Origin of the sequence: Hydrogenispora ethanolica (assembly GCF_004340685.1) — a bacterium.
Classification (GTDB): domain Bacteria; phylum Bacillota; class UBA4882; order UBA8346; family UBA8346; genus Hydrogenispora; species Hydrogenispora ethanolica.
The window spans coordinates 38,638-60,266 of sequence record NZ_SLUN01000014.1 but is presented as its reverse complement, the minus strand read 5'-3'; the positions used below and the strand labels follow the sequence as shown (position 1 = coordinate 60,266).

22 protein-coding genes are annotated in these 21,629 nt (G+C 61.7%); 2 read left to right on the top strand and 20 right to left on the bottom strand.

The annotated features are described in order from the left end of the window. Positions 1 to 11: 11 nt before the first annotated feature. The 5 genes from EDC14_RS12475 to EDC14_RS12455 all read right to left on the bottom strand — a co-directional run bounded on the left by EDC14_RS12475 (position 12) and on the right by EDC14_RS12455 (position 6,537). A complete protein-coding gene (locus EDC14_RS12475) occupies positions 12 to 920 on the bottom strand; it encodes a carbohydrate ABC transporter permease (protein WP_132014631.1) in 909 nt (302 codons plus the stop codon). A 69-nt stretch (positions 921 to 989) separates the two neighbouring features. Then, positions 990 to 2,363, bottom strand: a complete 1,374-nt coding sequence (locus EDC14_RS12470; RefSeq protein WP_165907988.1) for an ABC transporter substrate-binding protein — start codon at positions 2,361 to 2,363, stop codon at positions 990 to 992. 168 nt (positions 2,364 to 2,531) lie between these two features. Beyond that, complete coding sequence (locus tag EDC14_RS12465) at positions 2,532 to 4,727, bottom strand: family 78 glycoside hydrolase catalytic domain (protein WP_132014629.1); 2,196 nt, start codon at positions 4,725 to 4,727, stop codon at positions 2,532 to 2,534. A gap of 406 nt (positions 4,728 to 5,133) precedes the next feature. Further along, on the bottom strand, positions 5,134 to 5,784 hold the full coding sequence (locus EDC14_RS12460) for a site-2 protease family protein (RefSeq protein ID WP_243662916.1): 651 nt from the start codon (positions 5,782 to 5,784) through the stop codon (positions 5,134 to 5,136). Positions 5,785 to 5,835: 51 nt separating this feature from the next. Continuing rightward, positions 5,836 to 6,537: an aspartate/glutamate racemase family protein gene (locus tag EDC14_RS12455; RefSeq protein WP_132014627.1), complete on the bottom strand. Its 702-nt coding sequence runs from the start codon at positions 6,535 to 6,537 to the stop codon at positions 5,836 to 5,838. A 487-nt stretch (positions 6,538 to 7,024) separates the two neighbouring features. On the opposite strand from EDC14_RS12455, the gene EDC14_RS12450 reads away from it, so the two are divergent. After that, positions 7,025 to 7,306: a winged helix-turn-helix domain-containing protein gene (locus tag EDC14_RS12450; protein WP_132014626.1), complete on the top strand. Its 282-nt coding sequence runs from the start codon at positions 7,025 to 7,027 to the stop codon at positions 7,304 to 7,306. Further along, a complete protein-coding gene (locus EDC14_RS12445; protein ID WP_165907987.1) occupies positions 7,300 to 8,484 on the top strand; it encodes an FtsZ/tubulin family protein in 1,185 nt (394 codons plus the stop codon). The genes EDC14_RS12450 and EDC14_RS12445 overlap by 7 nt, the downstream gene beginning before the upstream one ends. Before the next feature lie 56 nt (positions 8,485 to 8,540). On the opposite strand, the gene EDC14_RS12440 is transcribed toward EDC14_RS12445, so the two are convergent. The 15 genes from EDC14_RS12440 to EDC14_RS12370 form a co-directional block, all read right to left on the bottom strand. Then, positions 8,541 to 9,470, bottom strand: a complete 930-nt coding sequence (locus EDC14_RS12440) for an NAD(P)/FAD-dependent oxidoreductase (protein WP_132014624.1) — start codon at positions 9,468 to 9,470, stop codon at positions 8,541 to 8,543. Between the two features lie 9 nt (positions 9,471 to 9,479). Next, the gene (locus EDC14_RS12435; RefSeq protein WP_132014623.1) at positions 9,480 to 9,713 is read right to left on the bottom strand and encodes a glutaredoxin family protein; all 234 of its coding nucleotides are present in this window, start codon (positions 9,711 to 9,713) and stop codon (positions 9,480 to 9,482) included. A 221-nt stretch (positions 9,714 to 9,934) separates the two neighbouring features. Continuing rightward, positions 9,935 to 10,411: a pyridoxamine 5'-phosphate oxidase family protein gene (locus EDC14_RS12430; protein WP_165907986.1), complete on the bottom strand. Its 477-nt coding sequence runs from the start codon at positions 10,409 to 10,411 to the stop codon at positions 9,935 to 9,937. Positions 10,412 to 10,485: 74 nt separating this feature from the next. After that, entirely contained in the window at positions 10,486 to 11,538 is a 1,053-nt protein-coding gene (locus EDC14_RS12425; protein ID WP_132014621.1) for a TolB family protein, read from the bottom strand. A 51-nt stretch (positions 11,539 to 11,589) separates the two neighbouring features. Beyond that, positions 11,590 to 12,600 (bottom strand): hydrogenase expression/formation protein HypE, encoded by a 1,011-nt coding sequence (hypE, locus tag EDC14_RS12420; RefSeq protein ID WP_132014620.1) that lies wholly within the window; start codon positions 12,598 to 12,600, stop codon positions 11,590 to 11,592. Then, the gene (hypD, locus tag EDC14_RS12415; RefSeq protein WP_132014619.1) at positions 12,597 to 13,673 is read right to left on the bottom strand and encodes a hydrogenase formation protein HypD; all 1,077 of its coding nucleotides are present in this window, start codon (positions 13,671 to 13,673) and stop codon (positions 12,597 to 12,599) included. Before hypD ends, hypE begins: the two co-directional genes overlap by 4 nt. Then, positions 13,663 to 13,887 carry a HypC/HybG/HupF family hydrogenase formation chaperone gene (locus EDC14_RS12410; protein WP_132014618.1) on the bottom strand — a complete coding sequence of 75 codons (225 nt, stop codon included), beginning with the start codon at positions 13,885 to 13,887 and terminating at the stop codon, positions 13,663 to 13,665. Before EDC14_RS12410 ends, hypD begins: the two co-directional genes overlap by 11 nt. Then, the gene (gene hypF / locus EDC14_RS12405) at positions 13,865 to 16,159 is read right to left on the bottom strand and encodes a carbamoyltransferase HypF (protein WP_132014617.1); all 2,295 of its coding nucleotides are present in this window, start codon (positions 16,157 to 16,159) and stop codon (positions 13,865 to 13,867) included. The genes EDC14_RS12410 and hypF overlap by 23 nt, the downstream gene beginning before the upstream one ends. Continuing rightward, a complete protein-coding gene (hypB, locus tag EDC14_RS12400; protein ID WP_132014616.1) occupies positions 16,143 to 16,805 on the bottom strand; it encodes a hydrogenase nickel incorporation protein HypB in 663 nt (220 codons plus the stop codon). The genes hypF and hypB overlap by 17 nt, the downstream gene beginning before the upstream one ends. Further along, positions 16,805 to 17,146 carry a hydrogenase maturation nickel metallochaperone HypA gene (gene hypA / locus EDC14_RS12395; protein WP_132014615.1) on the bottom strand — a complete coding sequence of 114 codons (342 nt, stop codon included), beginning with the start codon at positions 17,144 to 17,146 and terminating at the stop codon, positions 16,805 to 16,807. Before hypA ends, hypB begins: the two co-directional genes overlap by 1 nt. Then, positions 17,139 to 18,023, bottom strand: coding sequence for a peptide chain release factor N(5)-glutamine methyltransferase (gene prmC / locus EDC14_RS12390; RefSeq protein ID WP_132014614.1), 885 nt, complete (start codon positions 18,021 to 18,023; stop codon positions 17,139 to 17,141). Before prmC ends, hypA begins: the two co-directional genes overlap by 8 nt. Then, positions 18,007 to 19,077: a peptide chain release factor 1 gene (gene prfA, locus EDC14_RS12385; protein ID WP_132014613.1), complete on the bottom strand. Its 1,071-nt coding sequence runs from the start codon at positions 19,075 to 19,077 to the stop codon at positions 18,007 to 18,009. Before prfA ends, prmC begins: the two co-directional genes overlap by 17 nt. A gap of 166 nt (positions 19,078 to 19,243) precedes the next feature. Further along, complete coding sequence (locus EDC14_RS12380; RefSeq protein ID WP_132014612.1) at positions 19,244 to 20,218, bottom strand: DUF1385 domain-containing protein; 975 nt, start codon at positions 20,216 to 20,218, stop codon at positions 19,244 to 19,246. A gap of 76 nt (positions 20,219 to 20,294) precedes the next feature. Next, the gene (gene rpmE, locus EDC14_RS12375) at positions 20,295 to 20,498 is read right to left on the bottom strand and encodes a 50S ribosomal protein L31 (RefSeq protein WP_132014611.1); all 204 of its coding nucleotides are present in this window, start codon (positions 20,496 to 20,498) and stop codon (positions 20,295 to 20,297) included. Between the two features lie 167 nt (positions 20,499 to 20,665). Then, complete coding sequence (locus EDC14_RS12370) at positions 20,666 to 21,328, bottom strand: hypothetical protein (RefSeq protein WP_132014610.1); 663 nt, start codon at positions 21,326 to 21,328, stop codon at positions 20,666 to 20,668. Positions 21,329 to 21,629 lie beyond the last annotated feature (301 nt).

Below are 21,629 nucleotides of genomic sequence, written 5' to 3'. Positions count from 1 at the left end.
AGCCTCATCTTTTAATAATCTAACTTGCGCGAGCAGTAAAGATAGACGCAGGTTACGACCCCGATAATCGCGGCGGCGACGATACTGACGGCCGCGCCATAGCCAAAGTCCGAATTCACCAGCGTATTGGCTGACGCCGAGATCGGAAAGTACAACTGATAAATGTACAGGAACATCACTTGGGTGGCTGAGAAAGGGCCGCCCTCGGTGAGGACCATGATGCTTTGCATGTCCTGAAAGGCGATGATGATCGACAGCATCAAAATGACCTGCAGGATCGGGCCCATCATCGGAATCGTGATGTGGACCATCCGCTGGAAACCGTTTACCCCATCCAACTCCGCGCTTTCATAAATCTCCTTCGGGATGCTCTGCAACCCCGCCAGAAAATAGATCATGTAATTGCCGATGCCGCCCCAGGCCCCCACCATAACGCAGGTCAACATGGCCAGATCCTTGCCCAGCCAGTTGATGGGCACCTGGATCAGGCCCGTGGCCACCAGCAAATGGTTGAGCACGCCATTATAGACATTGAAGATCAGGTAAAACATCAGGGCCATCACCGCCGTGCTCATGATGGTCGGGCTGAACATGATCCCCTGGAGCAACCCCTGGCCCCTGAATTTCCGGTTGAGGATCACCGCCAGGATGAAGGCGGGGGGCAGCGTCAAGACCAGCTTGCCGCCGACATACACCAGGGTGTTAACGACCGAGCGCCAGAAGACGTCATCCCGGGTGAACAGGCGGATGAAATTGTCGAAACCCACGAATTTGGCGGCGTTGATCCCGTCGTAGCTGAAAAACATGTACTGCAGGGCCCAGATCACCGGATAGATCGTCAAGGCCAGGAAGATCAGCAGATTCGGGGTCAGCATGAGATAAATTTGGTGATTGCGCTTGAATTGTTGGATGGATGCCATCGGATTGTTCTCCTTACGGGCGACGGCTACGTTTCAATCCGTAGCCGCCGCGTTTTCCACTCGTTTGAGTTACTTCTGGAAGACCTTGCCCGGTTCGGCGGGATTGAAATTCGGATAGACGATGCGGGTGCTCTTATGCTCGCTGACCGCCTTGTCAAAGGCTTGATTATATCGGGCGTTGAGGTCGGCGAGGCCCCGGTCGAGGTCCGTGGCGCCGAAGATGATCTCGGCGAAGACCTGATACATGTCTTTCCCCTCGGGCCGCACATTGAGCGGGATATTTGGCCAGATCTTGTCGTGCTTGTCGAATTGGATGGCCGGCCATTTTTGGACCGTCTCCGGTTTTTTGGCCTTTTTCACCGCGGAGGGGACCATCACCAGGCCCAAGCCGCGCTCGTAATAACCGCCCAGCAACGAATCGCTGTACAGGAACTCCATCACCTTCCAGGCGTCTTTGGGAGACTTGGTCTTGCTGTTCATCAGCCAAAAACGGCCCGCCAGGTTGATCCGGTTGGAGCCTTTGACCCCTCTGATGGTGGGCAAGGGCGCCATATCCCAGGCTTCTTTGGTGGGGAACTGGTTTTGATAGACTCCCGGCTCGGAGTGGGTCCAGGAGATATACATCCCGATCTTGCCCGCGGCGAATTGGGTCCGCAACGGGTCGATATCCAGCGATTCGCAGCCCGGGAAGGCGCCGTTGGAGCTGAAGATCTCTTTATAGGCCTGCAGGATCGGCTTATATCCCGTAAAGTCGAATTTGCCGGTCTTGAAGTCGTACCCCTCCCGAACGCCGCCGCTCCGCATCATGATGTAATCGACCGAGCGCGACAGGGCCTGGGTCGGGTTCTTGAAATTCTGGGCATAGCCGAAGATCCCCTCTTTGCTCAGCTTGGTGCTGATCAATTTGGCGTCCCTAGCCATCTCCGCCACGGTCCGGGGAGGCGACTTGATCCCCGCCCGCTTAAAGATGCTTTTATTATAGATCAGCCGCGGCGTGGTCCCGATAGCCGGCAGGGAATAGATGCTGCCTTTCTCCATGTTGATTCCGTCGAGAAATGCTCCGTTGCCGAACCGTTTCTTAAAGGCCGGGGTCAGATAGGAATCCAGCGCGGCCAGATCGCCGGCGGGAAGCCGTTTCTCATACACCCCGGTGGCGTCCATGAATACGTCGGGCGCTTCGCCGGTGGCATAGGCCAGATCCAGGGTCTGCTGATAGTTGTCGGTGAAGATCTGGTACACGATCTCGATGTTATCCTTGTTTTGCTTGTTGAACTGATTCACCATGGCCGTCATATACTCCGCGTCGTGCCGGTTCATGGTCCAGACTTTGATCTTCACCTTCGGAGCCGCGGCGTAGGTCGTCCCCCAGGCCAACCCGGCGATGAGCAGCGCCACGGCCATCCATAAACGGACCCGGGTTTTTTTTATGAAACTCTTCTGCAACTTTCTCTCCCCCTTTTGATAGGATGAGCGGAGCATTCCCCGCTCTTGCGCTTCATTCTACCGTAGTCGCTGTTTAATTTTAAGTTACGGAATTACGACAATGGGGATAAAATATGATGATGTTGGTCCGGCGCAGGGAACTTCATTCGCGGCCGGCCGGAGCCGGCTTCACTTCCGGTCGGAGCCGACAATCCGCACGCCGGGCGGGGCCTCCAGCTCCGCCCGGCCGTCCCGGGCCACCATCCGGAATCTCCCCCGGACCGTCTGAAACTCGATCGCCAGGTATTTCAGTCCCGCCGGAATATGGGGCGTAAAAAACGCCTCGCTCCAGCCGGGCCGGGCCGGTTTCAAACCGGCGATATCCTCGATCAGGACCGGAATGGGCGCGCTGGCCCAGGGGTGGCAGAGGCTGGTGTTCCATTTCTGCTCCTTCCCCCAGGCTTCGAAGCAGGCGGTGGCCCCCTCGCGCAGCATGTTGGCCCAGGAATGCTCGCCGTCGGCGGTGAGCAGTTGATAGACCAGCTCATGCCGGCCGATCCCCGCCAGCCCTTTCAGGAGGAAATAGGCGTTATGCACCCCGCAGCTCATTCCCTTGCGCCGGATTAGGTCCACCACGCTCTCCCGGGCCTCCGCCGGGACCAGGTCGAAGAATAGGGCGATCGAGTTGGCGTGCAGGGCGGTATGGCCGGAAACCGTGGAATCGGCCAGCAATTTCAGATCGGGCCGGTAAAACGCCCGGATGAAAGCCTCCCGCAACGCCGGGAACTCGTCCTGATAGGCGATGCCCAGGAGCTCCCGGATGGTGTTGACCGTCTTGACGGTGCCGCAGAAAAAGGCGTTGATCACATTGTGGCAGCCGTCTCCGACCACTGGCTGCGACAGGTCGAAATCATAACCGTCCCGCAGGTTCTCCGGCCAATCCACCAGGTTCCATTTCTCCTTCACGTTCTCCAGCAGGCCATCGGGCCTTTGGAAGCGCCGGAAGTATTGCAGCACCCCTTCGGCCACCGGCGCCATCTCCCGCAGCAACTCCAGATCGCCGCTTTGCCGGTAATACTGGAGCAGTTGCAACGGCCATTGCAGGGAAAAGTCGGCGATCTCCTGCATGAAGCCGCCCGGCGCCACCGCCATCAGGCCCGGGCAGATCCGGGCCGACCGGGCGAAGTCGCCCAGCAGCTTCCCAGTCAGGCGGAGGTCGCCGCTGAGATACATATGGGCGTGGCTGGTAATGGTGGCGTCCCCCAGATACTGCCCTTTCTCCCGGCTCGGGCAGTCCACGAAGACTTCCTGCGCGCCGCAGCGGACCCCCTGGGCGCAGATGCTCCAGATGCCGTTGAGCAGCGGGTCCGAGGAGCCGAACCGGCACTTCGTCTCATCGAGCGGATAGTGCCGGACGATCGCGGCGAAGCTCTCCGGCCGCAGGACTCCGGCCGGCGCCATCAGCTCCACATAGCGGAAGGCCTTGTAATCATAGGGTTCCCAGGCGTCGGGCGCGCCCGATAAGATCCATCGGTCGCGGTAATTGCAATTGCAACGCAGCTGGTAGCGGACCCGCTCGCCGCCGGCTTCCAGCTCCTCGCCCTGGCGAATCTCGACCGTCTGGCCGGCGGCGCCCCGGGCCGCCATCACGAACTGGCCGGTGATCTCCCGCCCGAAATCGAGCAGGTAATGGCCGGGGCCGAGCTCGCGGACCCCGGCCGGCCGCACCGGATAGACCTGGAGCGGCGGCGTCTCTTGCAGCACCAGCCGGTGGTCGTCGGCGCGGTTTTCATGAGGCTCCTCCCAATGCCGGTCGTCAAAGTCCGGCTCCAGCCAGCCGCGCTCCCGGAGCCGGCTGTCGATCTCCTCGACGAACTGCGTCTCGTAGCCGAAAGTCTCCCGGCCGGTGAATTCCCGGGCGATGCGGTATTTCCAGGACCGGTCGGTCGCCAGCAGCAAGCGGTCCCCGCTCCATAACTCCGCCAGCATGCCCTGGCGGTAGTCGCCGCTGTTCCAGACCCGGTTGATCAGTCCCTGATAATAGAGGTGCGCGGCGATGACGTTCCGGCCGTCCCGGAGGTAGGGGGTCACCTCGTAGCGGTTATAAAAATAATGCCAGGCGTATCCCGGCGCCGGGCCCTGGCCGACAAAGCGGCCGTTGATGTAGAGCTTGTAATAATCGTCGGCCGTAATCTCCAGGAAGGCCGCCGCCCCCGGCCGCTGCACCCAATCAAATGTCTTTCGTACGAGCATATGGTGGTTTTGCAGCTCCGGGCGGTGCTCCGGCAGCCGGACCGGGGCCAACTGTTTATGCAACAGATCGAGCGGAGCCAGCCCGGCGAAGCGGGGGTCCATAATCCATTTTGCAGTCCATTCTTTCTCCATCGGCTCTCTCCCCCCTTAAAAGCGTTGTGATAAACCCCGTCCGAAGGTCGGGGTGTTCACAAAAGCTCAGAAAAGCCAGTGATAAAGTCATTTCAAAACTCTTTCCAGGACGCTTTTATCGATTTAAAGGACTTTAACATGGCTTTAAAAATGCTGGAATTATGACGGGCCTGATCCGGAAAGGATGATCCCCATTCTAGGGACGAAGGCGGGGAATGACAAGTCAAAAATGTAACAACTTTGCGTGAAATTTTTAAGATTTATTTTATCTGGAGAATTCTTTCCGGGATTCAGCGCGCGAAAAAGCGCTCATCCTCAGATGAGCGCCCAAAACGCAACTTGCGGAGATTCGGTTGCTGCGGATATTCCAGCCCGTACCACAGCGCGGCAGGCTCTGGCGGCCCGGCTACCGGACGCCCAACAATTGAAAAAAGCCCTTGTAAACCGCCTGAACCGCCGCGCTAAGCGGCTGCAGCAGGTGGATCGGCGTGTAATACTGCAGCAGAATGATGACCAGCAAAAACAGGCTGCCGTAGCGATAGAGGTTCCACTTCAAGGATTGCCAGCGGTCCGGCAGCAACACCATGAAAAGGTGCGAGCCGTCCAGCGGCGGGAAAGGCAACAGGTTGAAGAAGGCCAGGACCAGGTTGATCTGGATGAAATAGATCAGGATGGTCATCAGCGGCGCGCCATAGGTCGGTATGGCGTACCAGCGCAGATCGATGGCCAGCTTGACCAGGACCGCGAAAACGAAGGCGGTCAGCAGGTTGGCGGCGGGGCCGGCCAGCGCCACCAGGATCTCGTCCCGTTTGGGGTGCTTGAAGGCTTCCGGGTTGATCTGCACCGGCTTGGCCCAGCCGAAATGGGCGATCAACAGCAGCAGGAAACCGATGGGGTCCACATGGGTCAGCGGATTCAAGGTCAGGCGGCCCTGTTCCTTGGGGGTGGGATCCCCCAGTTTGTAGGCGGCATAACCGTGGCTGAACTCGTGAAAGCACAGGCCGAACAGGATCGCCGGCAGTGTTAACAGCGTCTGACGCAGGTCAAAATCGAACAACAGCAATTCCCTCCATTTCGGGACGCCCGTCATGACGGCGACCCGCCCAGATTATTCCCGGCGCAGGCTCAAATAGCGGGCGATCACCGCTTTGGCCAGAGCCTCCCCCGAATCCAGCGCCAGCAGCCCGGATGGGGTCTCCGGCTTCAACGGGCTCAGATCGGTGCAGGCCAGAATCGCGGTATCGGCCCCGGCTCCCCGCACCGCCGCAGTCAACCCGCGCCATGCTTCCAGAACGGCCCCGCGCTCCGCCCGGGCCTTGATCATCCCGATAAGCGCGGTGACCCGCTCCTGCCACTCCGGCTCATGAAGCCATGGATGGCCGGCGGCGGCCAGTCCCGCCTGGTACACCCCAGCCTCCAGCGTGGACGGGGTCGCGAAAAGCGCCACCCGCCGCGGCCCGGACGGCAGATCGCGGAGCGCCTCGGCGACGATGTTCAATAACGGAACGCCGATCGCCCGCTGCAAGGGTTCGAAGTAACGGTGGGCGGTATTGCAGGGCATGGCGATGAAGCTGACCCCGGCCGACTCCAGCTGGCGCAGTCCGGCGAGAATCGCCGCCTGGAGCGCCGCATGGTCGAGCGGCCGGTCCAGGTAGAACGGGGTCGGCAACGAATAGACGAGCAGCGGCGGATAGTCGATATCGTACTTCGCGCCGTATTGAAGCTGGCATTGGTCGTAGACCGCCTCCAGGAACGGGGCGGTCGAACGCGGCCCCATGCCGGCGAGGATGCCGATGAGCGGATTGGACATGAGCTGGTTTCCTCCAAAAGATTGCCGATTGGATTGCATTTTTATTATTTCCCCAACCGCCCGCGAATTTCCTGCCGGACACCGCGCTTTTGATCCGCCGGTCCGTTTTTCGGCGGCTGCCCCGTGGGCGGTTTGCGAACGAAAGGCGCCGCTATCCGCTATCCCATCTTATATTAAGTAATAAACCGGGCCTCTCCTTCCGGGGCGAGCCTTCCTTCCCGGAGATTCTACCCTGTTTGGGCGATGAATTCATCGATCAAGCATAATTCCGGCCGCCGCCGCTTATAATGATGATAGGGGTTGGTGGAGCAATCTGCCAGCCTCTTCCGGGCAGGGGAGTTCGGCTGAAGATAGTTAGCTCCCCTGCTCTCTGTTTATCCGTCCTCCCGCTTTTCCCGGGCGGGCGAGGGACAAACCCGGCCTGGACCGGCTTTTGTAATGAATTCGATATCTTTCTCATATATATTGAATTCAGGAGGGATCATCGATGCTCTGTGACCATTGTATCAAGCAACTGGCGGCAAGGCTTGATCGTCCCTGCGGATTGATCCTCATTGCATTGCAGCGGGAAAGCTTGAACCGGGAACAGCTTAAAACAAAAACCGAACTCTCCTATTCCACCACCCAAACCGCCCTCCGCCGCTTGGAAGGGGCCGGGCTGATCGACGGCGTCGAGGTCGGCCGCAGCCGGGTCTATTGCCTGTCCAGCGCCGGACGGCGGTTTTTCGCGCTGTACCGGGAACAGAAAGGAGGCTCACGCATTTGTTGAATTTCGGTTTCATCGGCATCGGCCAGGGCGGCTGCAACATCGTGAACGCCTTTGCCAAAGACTTTCCGTGCCTGGCGATTAACACCGCCGAGACGGACCTGGCGGAGCTGGATAACATTCCGCCCCATCTGCGGGTATTGACCAAGGTGACCGAGGGCGGCGCCGGCAAGAACATCCGCCTGGGCGAACTGGCGATCATCCGCTATCGCGATCAGATCCGCGAGAAGATCCAATTGACCATGGAACGGGCCGATCTGATCTGGGTCGTCGCCGGCCTGGGCGGCGGCACCGGGAGCCTCGGCATCATCCAGCTGATCACGCTGCTGGCGGCGATGGGCAAGAAACACGGCGCCATCATCACCCTGCCCACCGCCGACGAAGGCACCGTCGAAAAGGTCAACGCGCTGATCGCCGCCAAACAGCTTTACGATCTGCAAAATCTGAGCAAAAACTTCCGCAGCATGATCATTGTGGATAACGACAAGCTAAAGCAGGAGATCCTCTCGGCCGGGAATCTTTCGTACGAGAAGTTTTACGACGAGGCCAATTCGCTGATTTATAAGGATTTCATCAATCTGTACAACTACTCCAAGATGTCCTCGATCACCGCGTTCGACACCGAGGATTACAAGGGGATGTTCTACGAGAAGGGCTGCCTGATCTTTTCCGAGGCCAATATCGAGTTTTCCGAGAACGAAACGGCGCTGGCCTCGGCCGTGACCGAGATGTGGCGGAACACCGTCTTCGAGTGCGGGGATATCGACCGGGCCACCGCGGTCGCCCTGATCATCGAACGGCCCAAGTCCTTCGACAAGGACGGGCAGCAGATCAACCGGCTCTTCGAGGAGATCAAGAAACGGGTCAGCAGCGGCCGTTTCTGCCGCGGCGTCTACCACAAAGACGGCTTGAAGGATCTGCTGGGCGCCAAGCCGATCAAGGTCTTCACCCTCCTGGCCGGACTGCCCTTCCCCGAGCAGAAATTCAGTGAACTCAAGGCCCAGGTCGACCGGGAGATGACGGATATCAAGGCCAAACGGCAATTGCAGGAATTGGCGGTGGACCTCGATCCGCTGTTGGACTTCGTCAATGAGAGCAATCATGACTATATCGTGGAGGATCTGGACTTTTCGATCTTCAAGCCGAAAGAACCGGCCCTCAGTTGGTCGTTTCCGAGGTAGACGGGGATAAAAAACCGGCAGGGGCCGCCGCCGGCCGCCCCTGCCGCTCGAAATCCTCAATGGACCAGGGCCGGTTCCCGGGCGTGCAATAGATCCTCCCAGGCGATGATCGCCGCCTTGGCCCCCTCCCCGGCGGCCACGATGATCTGCTTCTCCGGCACCGAGCTCACATCCCCGGCGGCATACAATCCCGCCACATTGGTCCGGCAGCAGCAGTCGATCTTGACCTCTCCGGCCTCGTTCCGCTCCACCAGATCGCCCAGGAAATCCACATTGGGCTCCAGGCCGATCTCGATGAAGACCCCTTGCACCGGGATTTCGAAACGCTCCTTGCTCCGGACCGCCTCCACCAGCACCCGGTTCACGGTCGGGCCGCCCCGGATCTCGGTTACCGTGTGCTCGATATGCTGCTTCACTTTGGGATTCCCATTCAGCCGCTCCACCAGGATGGCATCGGCCGTCAGCGGAGTCATGGAGATCAGATGGATCTCCGTGGCGTAGTTGGCCAGATCCAGCGCCGACTTGGCGGCGGAATTGCCGCCGCCCACCACCGCCACGGGCTTATTCTTGAAGAGCGGCCCGTCGCAGGTCGAGCAGTAGCTGACCCCTTTGTTTCTGAACTCCACCTCGCCCGGGACATTCAGCGTCCGGGGACGTTTGCCGGAGCAGACCAGCACCGCCCGGCCGCGCAACTCCTCCCCGGCCTCGGTCCTGACCCGGAAGCCCTCCCCGTCCCGCTGAATGCCCTGGACGGGAGTCAGCTTCTCCTCCAGCTGCAGCTCCTTGACCTGGATCTCAAACTTCTCCATCAGGGCTTGACCGTCGATCTCCTGAAACCCCATGTAGTTTTCGATATCGGTGGTCCAATTGACCTGGCCTCCGACATCCTTGGTCACGATGGCGGTCTTCAGCCCCTTGCGGGCCGCGAAGACCCCCGCGGTCATGCCGGCCGGACCGGCTCCGACGATTATCAGATCATAATCCATGGCGGCATCCTAATGAATGATCTTGTCGAGCTGCGCTTGGTTGAAACCGACCACCACTTGTTCGCCCTTGGTGATCACCGGCACACTGAGCTGCCCGGTCAGATCGTAAAGCTTCTGCGCGGCCGAATCGTCGGCCGCGACATCGACCTCCTGGTAGGAGACACCTTTTTCGCTCAGATACGATTTGACCTTGTTGCACCAGGGGCAGGTCGGAGTGGTATAGACCGTTACATTCTCATCCATCTTGGTTTCATTCCTCCCATTCTTCCCGTTCGGCGGCGCCGCCGCCTTTCGATACGGTTCGGGTTTATTCTGCCCGGGCGGTCGATTCCTATGCCTGACTTGAAAGACGGGCGGGCTTCCCCCGGATACAAAAAGACCACCGCGGAACGCGGTGATCGCCTGGTCGGATGAACTTTGATCCATGGATCGGTTTGAATGAAGCGGCCCTTTTCCCGCGCGGTTTATGGTTGCGGCGGTTCCGGATCCACGTTCCGCTTGCCATGGACCGCTTCGATTCGAATCGCCACGACGGTGCAAGCGGCGGCGGCAGCGGCGGGAATCGGCGGAAAGGAACGCCCTCCGGCCAGCTTTTCGGTGAAGATTTGAAGCAAGGCGGCCTTGCGGGGGACCTCCGTGACGAGCTCCGCCGTGCCGAAAACCAGCACCGAGGTGTAACGGGTCGAACATTGGCAAGCGTTCTCGCGGAACACCGCCTTGTCGATGCGGTCCACCGCGAAGCAGACCCGGGGGTTGGCCGCGATATTCTCCAGCTTGCGGCCGGTGGCGGCGCAATGAAAATAGAGCACCCCTTCATGGTAAAGATAGTGCAAAGGGGTGATATAGGGGGCGCCGCCGGCGTCGACGGTCGCCAGGTGTCCCAGCGTCTCCCCGGCCAAAAAAGCGATCGCTTCCTCCTGGGTCAGCTGTTTTTGGGGCATGCCGATCCCTCCCTTTCCATGATTGTTTCCTAAATGTACGGCAGGGGCAACCGGCCGGTTGCCCCCCATCGTCTTCATTTGGGTTGATACCACTTCGCCCATTCCGTGGTCCCTTGCGCGGGAGAGATCCGCCGGATCGCCCCGCCGCGGTTGTCCATCACATAAAGCTGTTCTTCCCCGGTATCGCGGGTGGAGATAAAGGCGATGCTCCGGTCATCGGGCGCCCACAGCGGCGCTTCATTCCTGCCGTCCCCCTGAACCAGCGCGGTCTTCTGGCCGGTCTCCACCTGGTACTGGTAGATGCCGGTCCGACCCGAGGTGCCGTAGGGCTGATACGAATAGAGCAAGGTCTTGCTGTCGCTGGACCAATCCGGGGTAAACGGACCGGCCTGGAGCAGGTTGAAGAAGAGCACGGCAAAGGATTTCTCCTGGACCAGCTTTAATTGGCGTTTCGCCACATCCAGCACATAGAGCGAATAAAGCCCGTCGAGGTTGCTGTCAAAGGGTTTGGCGTACAAGGCCAGCCATTTGGAGTCGGGCGACCACCGCAGATCGGGGAGCACCGTCAGATTGGCCGGCAGGTTCCAATCGGCTTTCTTATTCTGTTTCAACGTCAGGCCATAGCGGAAATCCATAAAGGCCGATTTGACGATGGCCACCGCCGACTGGTCGGGGCTGGGGAAACCGCCGCTGCCGCCGGCGTTTTTGGCCGGATTGTCGATCTTGCGCAGGCTGCCGTCGGAGAACTCCAGGATATACCAGTTGGTCTGATATTCATTCAAACCGGCCACGATGGCCTGGTCCGGTTCGTCGGAGATCACCTGGATGATAATCTTCGCCTCAGTGAACTGGCGCACCAAACGCGAGCTTTTGGTGGCCGGAAAATACTCGTACAGCTTCTGGCCGTCCACATACAAAAAATGCTTGCCCTGAAGCGAGACGAGGAGGTCCTTGCCGGTGGCCACCGTCTGCAGACCCGAGCCGTCCCGTTCCGCCAGATAGATGGTACGCCGGTCCCCCTGGCGCTGCCCAAAGACGAGCCAGGGCCGGTCGGCCGGCGCCGCGAGCGCGGCCCATCCGCTGCCCAGCATGACCCAGGCCAATAGGATCAAAACGATCCGTTTCATCGAGCTCACCCCCAACCTCCAACAATTTCGGCATTCCGCATCCAGATCCTGCTAACAAATTCTTGGTAATTGCTCGCCGCTGCCCAGCGGAATGATCCGTTCGCCCCCGGAAGCAGTGACCAGGCTCACCAAGCCGGCGTTCCCGGCCAGGACCTCTCCCACCTCCGCCGCCCGGGATCCGCGCGGCTGGCGGCGCAGCGCGGCCAGGATCGCGTCGGCCGCCTCCGGGGCGACCACCAGGAGCGCCTTGCCCTCGTTGGCCAAATACAGCGGATCCAGCCCCAGCAGTTCGGTGAGGCCCCGCACCTCCGGCCGGACCGGAATGGCGGCTTCGCGGAGCCGGATCGCCACCCCCGATTGCCGGGCGATCTCGTTCAACGTCGTGGCCAGGCCGCCCCGAGTCGGATCGCGCAGCACCCGGATGGCGCCGGGATACTCGCCCACCAGCGGCAGGAGCAGCCGGTTCAACGGCGCCACGTCGCTCTGCAGCGCGCCGCTGAGGCCCAACTCCTCGCGAGCCAGTAAAATCGCTGCGCCGTGATCGCCGAGGGTCCCGGTGACCAGCACCCGGTCCCCCGGCCGGGCCAGTTCGCCGCCGAGCCGGACCCCGGGAGCGATCGTTCCCACCCCGGTGGTGGTGATGAAGATGCCGTCGGCTTCGCCTTTCCGGACCACCTTGGTATCCCCGGCCACCAGGTCCACGCCGGCCTCCGCCGCGGCGGCCGCCATGGAAGCCGCGATCTGCTCCAGATCGCTTTTGTCGAACCCTTCCTCGATGATGAAGGCGGCGGTGAGCCCCAGGGCGGCGGCGCCCATCATCGTCAGATCGTTCACCGTTCCGGCGATGGCCAGCCTCCCGATGTCGCCGCCGGGGAAGCGCCACGGCGTGACCACAAAGGCGTCGGTAGTCAGGGCCAGCCGGCCGCCGGCATGTTCCAGCACGGCCGCGTCATTGCCCCGGAGCAGTTGCGGGTGGCGGAAGCGCGACCAGAAAAGCTCCCGAATCAGACTGGCGGTGGCCTCCCCGCCGCCGCCCTCGGCCAAACGTATCTTGCCGTTCATCCTTCTCCTCCTCGGCTACGGTAGTAAAAATGAGCGGCGCACGAGCCTTCGGCCGAAACCATGCAGGGTCCCACCGGATGCTCCGGGGTGCAGGCGGCGTCGAAGTGCGGGCATTCCTCCGGTTCGGCCCGCCCCAGCAGGATCTCGCCGCAGCGGCAGCCCGCCGGTTCCCGGGAGGCGATCTCCGCCAGCCCGAACTTGCAACGGGCGTCATAGTCCCGGTACGCCTGAGCCAATCCCAGCCCGGATCCGGAAACTGTCCCCAAGCCGCGCCATTCGGCGTCCTCCGGCGCAAAAACCGCCGCCATTAGCTCCCGGGCGGCCAGATTGCCCTGCTCCGTGACGGCCTGGGGATACATATTCTCCAGCCGGCTCTCTCCCTTGGCAATCTGTTTCAGCAGCGCGGCAATGCCCAGCCAGAGTTCGGCCGGGCGGAATCCCGTCACCACCGTGGGCAGCCGGTACTCGCGCGGCAGAAACGCATAGCCCGCGGCGCCGGTGATCACTCCCAGATGTCCCGGGGCGATCAGCCCATCGATCTGCAGCCCGCCTCCGGCCAGCAGGCTCCGCATGGCCGGCTCCAGGACTTTGAGCGAGGGCAGGATCGAAAAATTGGCCAGCCCGGCCGCTGCCGCTGCCCGGACCGCCAGGGCGATGGCCGGGGCGGTCGTCTCAAAGCCCACCGCCAGGAAGACGATTTGAGCGTCCGGATGTTGCTCGGCCAGGGCCACCGCGTCTTGCGGCGCATAGACCACCCGGACCTTGGCTCCGGCGGCCCGGGCTTCCGCCAGGCTGCCGCTGTTGCCTGGTACCCGCAGCAAATCGCCGAAACTGGCGATGACGAGTCCCGGTTCCCGGCTCAGGCTGATCGCTTGTTCGATATAGCCGCTGCCGGTGACGCAGACCGGACAGCCCGGGCCGGAAAGCAGCCGGATCCCCGCGGGCAGCTGCCGGTGGATGCCGGCCCGGCGGATCGCGTTGGTATGCGTGCCGCAGACCTCCATCAGCTTGCAGCGCATCGCCCCGTAATCTGCCCGTATCCGGGCGATCACCTCTTGCAGATCAATGCTCATCGTCCCCGAATACCTCGCTGAATAATTGAATGGTCTCACGGGCTTCATCCGGCGGCACGACCTGAATCGCGCATCCGGCGTGGACCAAGACATAATCGCCGACCTTGACCCCGGCCACCAGGCTCAGGTCGACGCTTCGAAATACTCCCGAAAAACTCACTTTGGCCTTATTGCCTTCGATGGCGACCACTTCACCGGGCACCGCCAAGCACATCGTCGACTCCCCTTTCGATCATCAAACCGCCCAGCCAGGCTTGGCCGAGCGCGATTCCGCCGTCATTGATCGGCACCCATTGGGGCACCGCGACCCGGAAACCCTCCGTTTCCAACTCCGCGAGGGTCAGGTCCAGCAGCAAGCGGTTCTGGAAAACCCCGCCGCTCAAAACCACCCGGTCGATCCCGGCTTCGCGCCGCGCCCAGCGCGCCGCCTCCCGGATCAGCGCCGCCACCGTCCGGTGGAACTTCATGCTGAGCGCCGCCGGCCCGAGGCGGTGCCGCTCCCGGGCCAGCGCCGCCGCCAGCGCCCCGGGGTCGATCCGGAACCCGTCCCCCGCCAGGCGGAACGGCAGTTCGAAGCGGTCTTCCGCCGCCGGGTCGGCTTGGTTCTCCAGCCAGACGGCGGCCTCGCCCTCATAACCGGCCCGGGCCGGTCCGCCCAGCAGCGCGGCCACCCCATCGAACCAGCGGCCCACCGACGAGGTCGGCGGCGCATTGATGCCGGCCCGGACCGCCTGGCGCAGCAACGGCCAGGATTTCCCCAATTCCCGCGCCTCCAGCCATTCTTCGAGCAAAGCCGGGGCGTTCGCGTTCAGGTAGGCGGCGGTCATCCGCCAGGGCTCCCGCACCGCCGCTTCCCCGCCGGGCAACGGGTAATATTCCAGCTGGCCGACACGGCGCCAGGCGCAGCCGGAGCCGATGAAAAACTCGCCGCCCCAGACCGCGCCGTCGGGGCCGTAGCCCGAACCGTCGAAGGCCACCCCGAGCACCGGACCGTCCAGCCGCTCCGCCGCGATCACCGCGGCGATATGCGCCAGGTGGTGCTGGACGCCCAGCAGCGGCAGGCCGCTCTCCCGGGCATAGCGGGTGGAGTTGTAGTCCGGGTGCAAATCGTGGACCGCCCATTCGGGCTGACAATGTAATAAACGTTGCATTGCCGCAATGGTTTCCCGGTAGGCCAGAAAACTTGCGGCATTATCGAGATCACCCTGATGGGGCCCGAGATAGACCCGTTCGTCCTGGGTGAGGGCGAAGACGTTCTTCTGCTGGGCGCCGCAGGCGAGCAGCGGCGGCAGCTTCCGCTCCAGCCGCACCGGGGCCGGGGTCAGGCCCCGCGAACGGCGGATGCCGATGGTCCGCCCGGCCTGCCAGCGCAGGACCGAATCATCACAGCGCCAACGGATCCGGCGGTCATGCCCCAGGAAACCGTCGGCCATCGGGCCCAAATCGCGCCGGGCCTCCTCATCGCCGATGGATAGCGGTTCGCCGGATCGGTTGCCGCTGGTCATCACCAGCGCGGTCAATTCATCCTCGAACAACAGCAGCTGAATCCCGGTATAGGGCAGAAAGGCGCCCAACTCCCGAAGGCCGGGATTGACCCCGGGTGCCAGAGTGCCGCCCTCCCGCTGCAGCAGCAGAACGATGGGCCGGACCGGGCCGGCCAGCAGCGCCGCTTCTTCCGCGGTCACCCGGCAGACGGCGGCAATGGCCTCGGGATCCCGGAACATCACCGCGAAGGCCCGGTTGTCCCGCCCCTTCAGGCGGCGCAAACGATCGACGGCCGCTGCGTTGCGGGCGTCGCAAGCCAGGTGGTAGCCGCCGATCCCCTTGACCGCCAGAATGCCGCCGGCCTTCAGGATCCGGCGAGCAGCCCCGGCGGGGTCGTCCGCTCCCGGCCTTCCCTGGGCGTCCCGGAACCACAGCTTGGGCCCGCACTGCGGGCAGGCGATGGTCTGAGCGTGAAAACGGCGATCCGCCGGGGAGGTATATTCCGTTTGGCAATCCGGGCAGAGGGGGAACGGCTCCATGGCGGTGCGGGACCGGTCAAAGGGCAGGGCCTCCATGATGGTAAAACGCGGCCCGCAGAGCGTGCAGCTATTGAAGGGATGATGATAGCGGCGGTTCGCCGGGTCGAAAAACTCGGCCGCGCAGTCGGGGCAGATCCCCTGGTCCGGCAGGGGGGAACCCGGCAATCTCCCGGACTGGCTGGGAATGATCGTAAAATCATCCTCCCCGGGCAGCGGCGGAATGGTTTCCCGCTCCACCCCGTCGATCTGGGCCGCCGCCGGCGGGCGTTCCCGCAACGCCGCGCTGAACCGGGCCAGCGCTGTGGGGGCTCCCTGGATCTCGATCTCCACCCCGGCGAAATTGTTCCGGACCCAGCCGGTCAATTCCAGACCGCGGGCCAGATTAAACAGAAAGGGGCGGAAACCGACCCCTTGCACCAAGCCGCTTACTGTCAGCCGCCAACGTTCAAACGGTTGCGGCATCCAGATACTCCCCGGCTTTCCGTTCCAGCCACCGGCTCCATTCGGCCAATCCCGCCCCGGTGCGGCAGGAGACCTCAAAGACCGGCACTTCCGGATCGATGGTCCGGATTCCCCGGTAAAAGCGTTCCCGGTCGAAATCCACGAACGGCCCGAGGTCGATCTTATTGAGGATGACCGCATCGGCCTCCTCGAAGATCAGCGGATATTTGAAGGGCTTGTCGTCGCCTTCGCTGACGCCCAGCATCACCACACGCAGCGCTTCCCCCAGCGGAAAGCTGGCGGTGCAGATCAGATTGCCCACATTCTCGATGAAGAGCACGGTTCCCGCAGCCGGCTGAAACTCCTGCAGCGCCTGGCCGATCATCTGCGCTTCCAGGTGGCAGCCGCCTTCGGTATTGATCTGGTGGGCCGGAATGCCCAAGCCGTTCAACAGATCGGTGTCGATCCGGGAGGCCGGGTCGCCCTCGATCACCGCCAGCGGCAACGGGCACAGGGCGGCGGTGCGCCGGATCAGGCTGGTCTTGCCGGCCCCCGGCGCCGCCAGGAGGTTCACGGCCGCCACCCGGTGCGCTGCGAACCAGCTCCGGTTGAGCTCGGCCAATTTGGCTTCATTTTCAAACAGATCCTGTTCGATGTCGATCTCCATTAGTCCACCTCGATACTTTCCACGAAACACTCCCGGCCGCTCTCGGTCAACTGGGCCAGGCTGCCGCAGCGCGGGCAGTTGAAATCGGCCGGCCGCTTCTCAAAGGATTCCTCGCAGACCGGGCAATACAGCTCCGCCTTGCTCCGCTGAAACTCCAGCTTCGCCCCGGCGGCGATGGTGCCGGCGGCGATCAGGCCGAAGTATTGCTCCACGCAAGCGGGGATGATCCCCGACAGATCGCCGATGACCAGCTTGATCCGGGTTATCTTCGCGGCTTTATGGTTCCCGGCCTGTTCCAAAACGAGCCGGAGGATCTTTTCGGTCAATGACAATTCATGCATCCGCCCCGGCCGCCTTTCTCCGCCTGCCGAGCATGACCCGGTCCCGGCCGGCCAGATCCGCCAAAGGCTCCGGCAGGAATTCCAAACCGGCCAGCAGCTCCGCCAGACCGGAGCGCTGATCCGCGCCGTGCTCCAGCGCCACCAGCCCGTCCGGTTTCAAGAGTTCCCGCGCCGCCGGCAGCAGCCGCCGGTAGAGATCCAGGCCGTCGGGCCCGCCGTCCAGGGCCAGCCGGGGCTCGCGCCGAACCTCCGGCTGCAGCGTATCAACCACCGCGGTCGGAATATAGGGCGGATTGGAGACGACCGCGTCCAAGGCGAGGCCCTGGCCGGCCAATGGCTCCAGCAAGTCGCCGCGGCGGAATTCGATCCGCTCGGCCACGCCCAGGCGGGCGGCATTGGCCGCGGCGACCTCCAGCGCTTCCGCGGAGAGATCCAGCGCATACCAGCGGCTCCCGGGCAACAGCTTCGCCAGGGCGATGGCGATGATCCCGCTCCCGGTTCCGACATCCGCGCCGCAGACCCCGTCCCGCCCCTTCAGGGCGTCAACCACCGTCTCCACCAGCAGTTCGGTCTCGGGCCGCGGGATCAGCACCGCCGGCGTGACTTTGAAATCCCAACTCAAAAAGGATTTTTGTCCGGTTAAGTATGCCAGGGGCCAACCCTGCACCCGCTGGACCAGAATCTCCCGGTAGCGTTGGATCTCGGCCGGTTCCAGCGGCCGGTCCCACTCCGAATAGAGCTTCACCCGGGGCAGATCCAAGACGTGCGCCAGCATCAGATCCGCCTCCAGCCTGGGATTGGGCAAGTGTTTCTCGGCCAGGAAGGGGACGGTCCTGGCGATGATGGCGCCGATGGTCAGGTTATTGCTGGTCGACATTTTTCAACCGTTCCGCCTGATCCGCGGTGATCAACGGCTCGATCACCTCGTCCAGGTTGCCCTCGATGATCGAGTCCAGGTGATACAGGGTCAGGTTGATCCGGTGATCGGTCAGCCGGTTTTGAGGGAAATTATAGGTCCGGATCCGTTCGCTGCGGTCGCCGGAGCCGACCATATTGCGGCGGGCCTCGGCCATCTCGGCGTGCTGCTCCGACTGGAACTTGTCGAGCAAGCGGGCCCGGAGTACCTTCATGGCTTTCTCCTTGTTCTTCAGCTGGGACTTCTCGTCCTGGCAGGTGACGACCAAGCCGGTGGGCAGATGGGTAATGCGCACCGCCGAATCGGTGGTGTTGACGCACTGGCCGCCGTGGCCGCCGGCCCGGAAGACATCGATCCGCAGATCGTTGGGGCCGATCTCCACCTCGACCTCTTCGGCCTCGGGCATGATCGCCACCGTCGCCGCGGAAGTATGGATCCTGCCCTGGGCCTCGGTCTCCGGCACCCGCTGCACCCGGTGGACGCCGCTCTCGAACTTCAGCCTGCTGAAGACCTGCTGTCCCTCGATGGTGAAGATGATCTCCTTGAACCCGCCCAGATCGGACTCGCTGGTGCTCAACAGCTCGGTGCGCCAGCCCTTGCTCTCGGCGTAGCGGGTATACATCCGGAAAAGATCCCCGGCAAAAAGCGCCGCTTCCTCGCCGCCCGTTCCGGCCCGGATCTCAATGATCGCGTTCTTCTCGTCATTAGGATCCCTGGGCAGCAATAAGATGCGCAGCCGCCCGCTGAGCCGCGCCGCGGTCGCTTCCAGGTCGGCGATCTCCGCCCTCAGCATCTCAGCGGCTTCGCCCTGCTCCTCGCGGAGCATCTCGGCGGCGGTCTCCAGGTCGGCGGCCACCCGTTTATACTCCTGATAGGTCTCCACCAGCTCGCTGATGGCGGCGTGCGCCCGGGCCAGCTTCTGAAAGAGCGGCTGATCGGCGATGACCGCGGGGTCGCTGAGCTGGTTGCTTAACTCATGATACTTTTCTTCGATCGCTGCGATTTTATCGAGCATTCAATCACCTCGGAAATAATCCGGTATTCTGTATATATATGTGGCCCGCCGTGGTTGGTCGCCCAGGACAGTTGGCATGAAACGAGAATATGCTGAACAAAATCCCTCCGTCGAGCGGAGCGATGGTTGTTCAGCATCTTCAAAAACGACGAACCGATTGGAGCTTTCAGCCGGCGCTGGCCGGCTCGGCCTGGACGGCCTCGACCTTCTCGGCGGCGTAGACCCGGCCGCCCACGATCACCGGCGCTTCTTCCTTGAGCACCGCCACCAGGGCGTTAATTGCCACTTCCACCTGGCTGTCGTCGGGTTCCCGGGTGGTCAGCTTTTGGAGCCACATCCCGGGCAGGCTCATCCAGCGCCACAGGAAGAAGTCCTGGTGCCGGCCGGTGAATTTGATGACCTCGTACGAGAATCCGGCCACCACCGGCAAGAGCAGAATCCGCGAGAGGAGCCGCGCCCAAATGGTATCATAGTGCAAGAAGGAGAAGAATATCGCGCTGATCACCACCACAAACAGGAGAAAACTGGTGCCGCAGCGGGGATGAAAGGTCGTGAATTGTCTGGTGTTCTCCACCGTCAGGTCCTTTTTGGCCTCGAAGGTGTTGATCACCTTGTGTTCGGCGCCGTGATAGGCGAAGACCCGCTGGATGTCCTTGAGCATGGAGACGGATACGATATACAGGATGAAGACCACGAAACGCAGGACGCTCTCGAACAGGTTGCCCCAGAAAGCGCCGGGCAGAAACTTGTTGACCAGCATCCGGCCGAGCAACGGCAGCACCACGAAGAGCACCACCGTCATGGCCAGGGCCGTCGCCACCATCATCGCGGTCTCTCCGGCGCTGAGCTTGGAGTCGCCGGCCGCTTTGCCCTCGGCCTCGCCCTCCCCCTCCATGAATTGGTCCGCCGAGAAGAGCAATGCCTTCAGGCCGACGCCGAAAGAATCGCAGAGCGCCACGACGCCCCGGATAAAGGGCCATTTTAAAAAGGGGTATTTCTTGGCAACCGATCCCACCGGGTCTTTCTTGATGACGATCTCGCCGTTGGCCTTGCGGACCGCCACCGCCACATACTCCCGGCCGCGCATCATGACGCCTTCGATCACCGCCTGCCCGCCGTATGAGAATTCGGGCTGCTTCATAGAATGCCACCTTCCCCAAAATTTACTGGTGAACCCATATTATATAGCAAGCGAGGATTGGATCCTCGCTCGCGTGTTACTTGCCTTTTTGAAGCCGTTTCTTAAACTTCTCGACCTGGCCGCCGCTATCGACGATGCGCTGTCTCCCAGTGAAGAACGGGTGGCATTTGGAACAAATGTCGACCCGGAGCTCCTTCTTGGTGGATCCGGTCTCAAACGATGCACCGCAGGCGCACGTAACTTTTGTAGTAAAGTATTGTGGATGGATAGCTTCCTTCAATTCTGTCACCTCTCTTGCCTAGTTCCCAATATAACTTCTATATTATAGCACAGTGATTTTCCAGTTGCAACAAAATCATTGGGCCAAGCGCACCCGTCAAAACCCCTGCTCATTCCCGAAAATGAAAAAGCCTGTCCGGATAGGACAGGCAAAAGCTCGGCTCGCTTTTAAAATTTATACACCAGTCCGAGGGACGGGCCGCCCATGGTGACGTCCATACTGCCAACTGAAATGCCACTTAGTACTGCATCGAATTCATATTTCAAGGTAGAATAGCCAGCCACCAGACCCAGGTTGTCGGTGAGTAAGTAATGAAGCTTGCTGCGGAAAAAGCTGACCGGCGCCGAATCGTCCTTGAACGGTGATTTCTCATATTTCCCGTCGCCGACCACGTAGGAAACGGTCAGAAACAGCTTGGTGCTGAAATATTGCGCCAGATCGACGCCCAGGAGCGTCGCTTTCAAGCTGCTGGAATCGGTCTTGATGTTGAGCGGCGCGACAATGGCGTCGAGTTTGAAGGCAGTGGCGTCGATCAGCCGGTAACCGGCTTTCACGGTCCACAGGGTGACGTCCTCTTTGGAAGCGCCTGCGATGGATCCGACCCCGTACTCCGCCCCGAGCTTATATCGGTCTTGAATCAGGGTACCGGCCGAGATGATGGTCACCTTCAGGTCGTCCTCACCGTTTTGAGCACTTAAGGCTCCTGTACCATCCTTCTCCACCGTGCCGTTGACGATCCCGTCCAGGTAACCGAGGGTCGCCGCCGACGCGCCGGTCGCCAGGCCGGCCAGCAATAAAACCAGCGTCAATAATAAAGCCAGAAACTTCACGAAATCCCCTCCCCGTTTTCTAATGAGCGTTTTAGTTTCGCCGCGCTGGACCATCCATTGCCGTTCCAGGCAGGATCCAGCAGATGAACCAATTCTCAGAAATTCCTGCTCATTATAACACAAGGAATGACTTCGGTCAATTTTCGACTTTGGTCAATAAAAGGTCTTTCCCTAGGGAAGAAGGGAAGTTTCTTTAGGGTAAACCGATGAGGAATCCGCCACCGCAACAGTTCCTCGAGTCACTCCCGAGCATCCTGCAATCGCCCAAGATCGTGCTGGGAACATGGAAGATCTTCCGTCG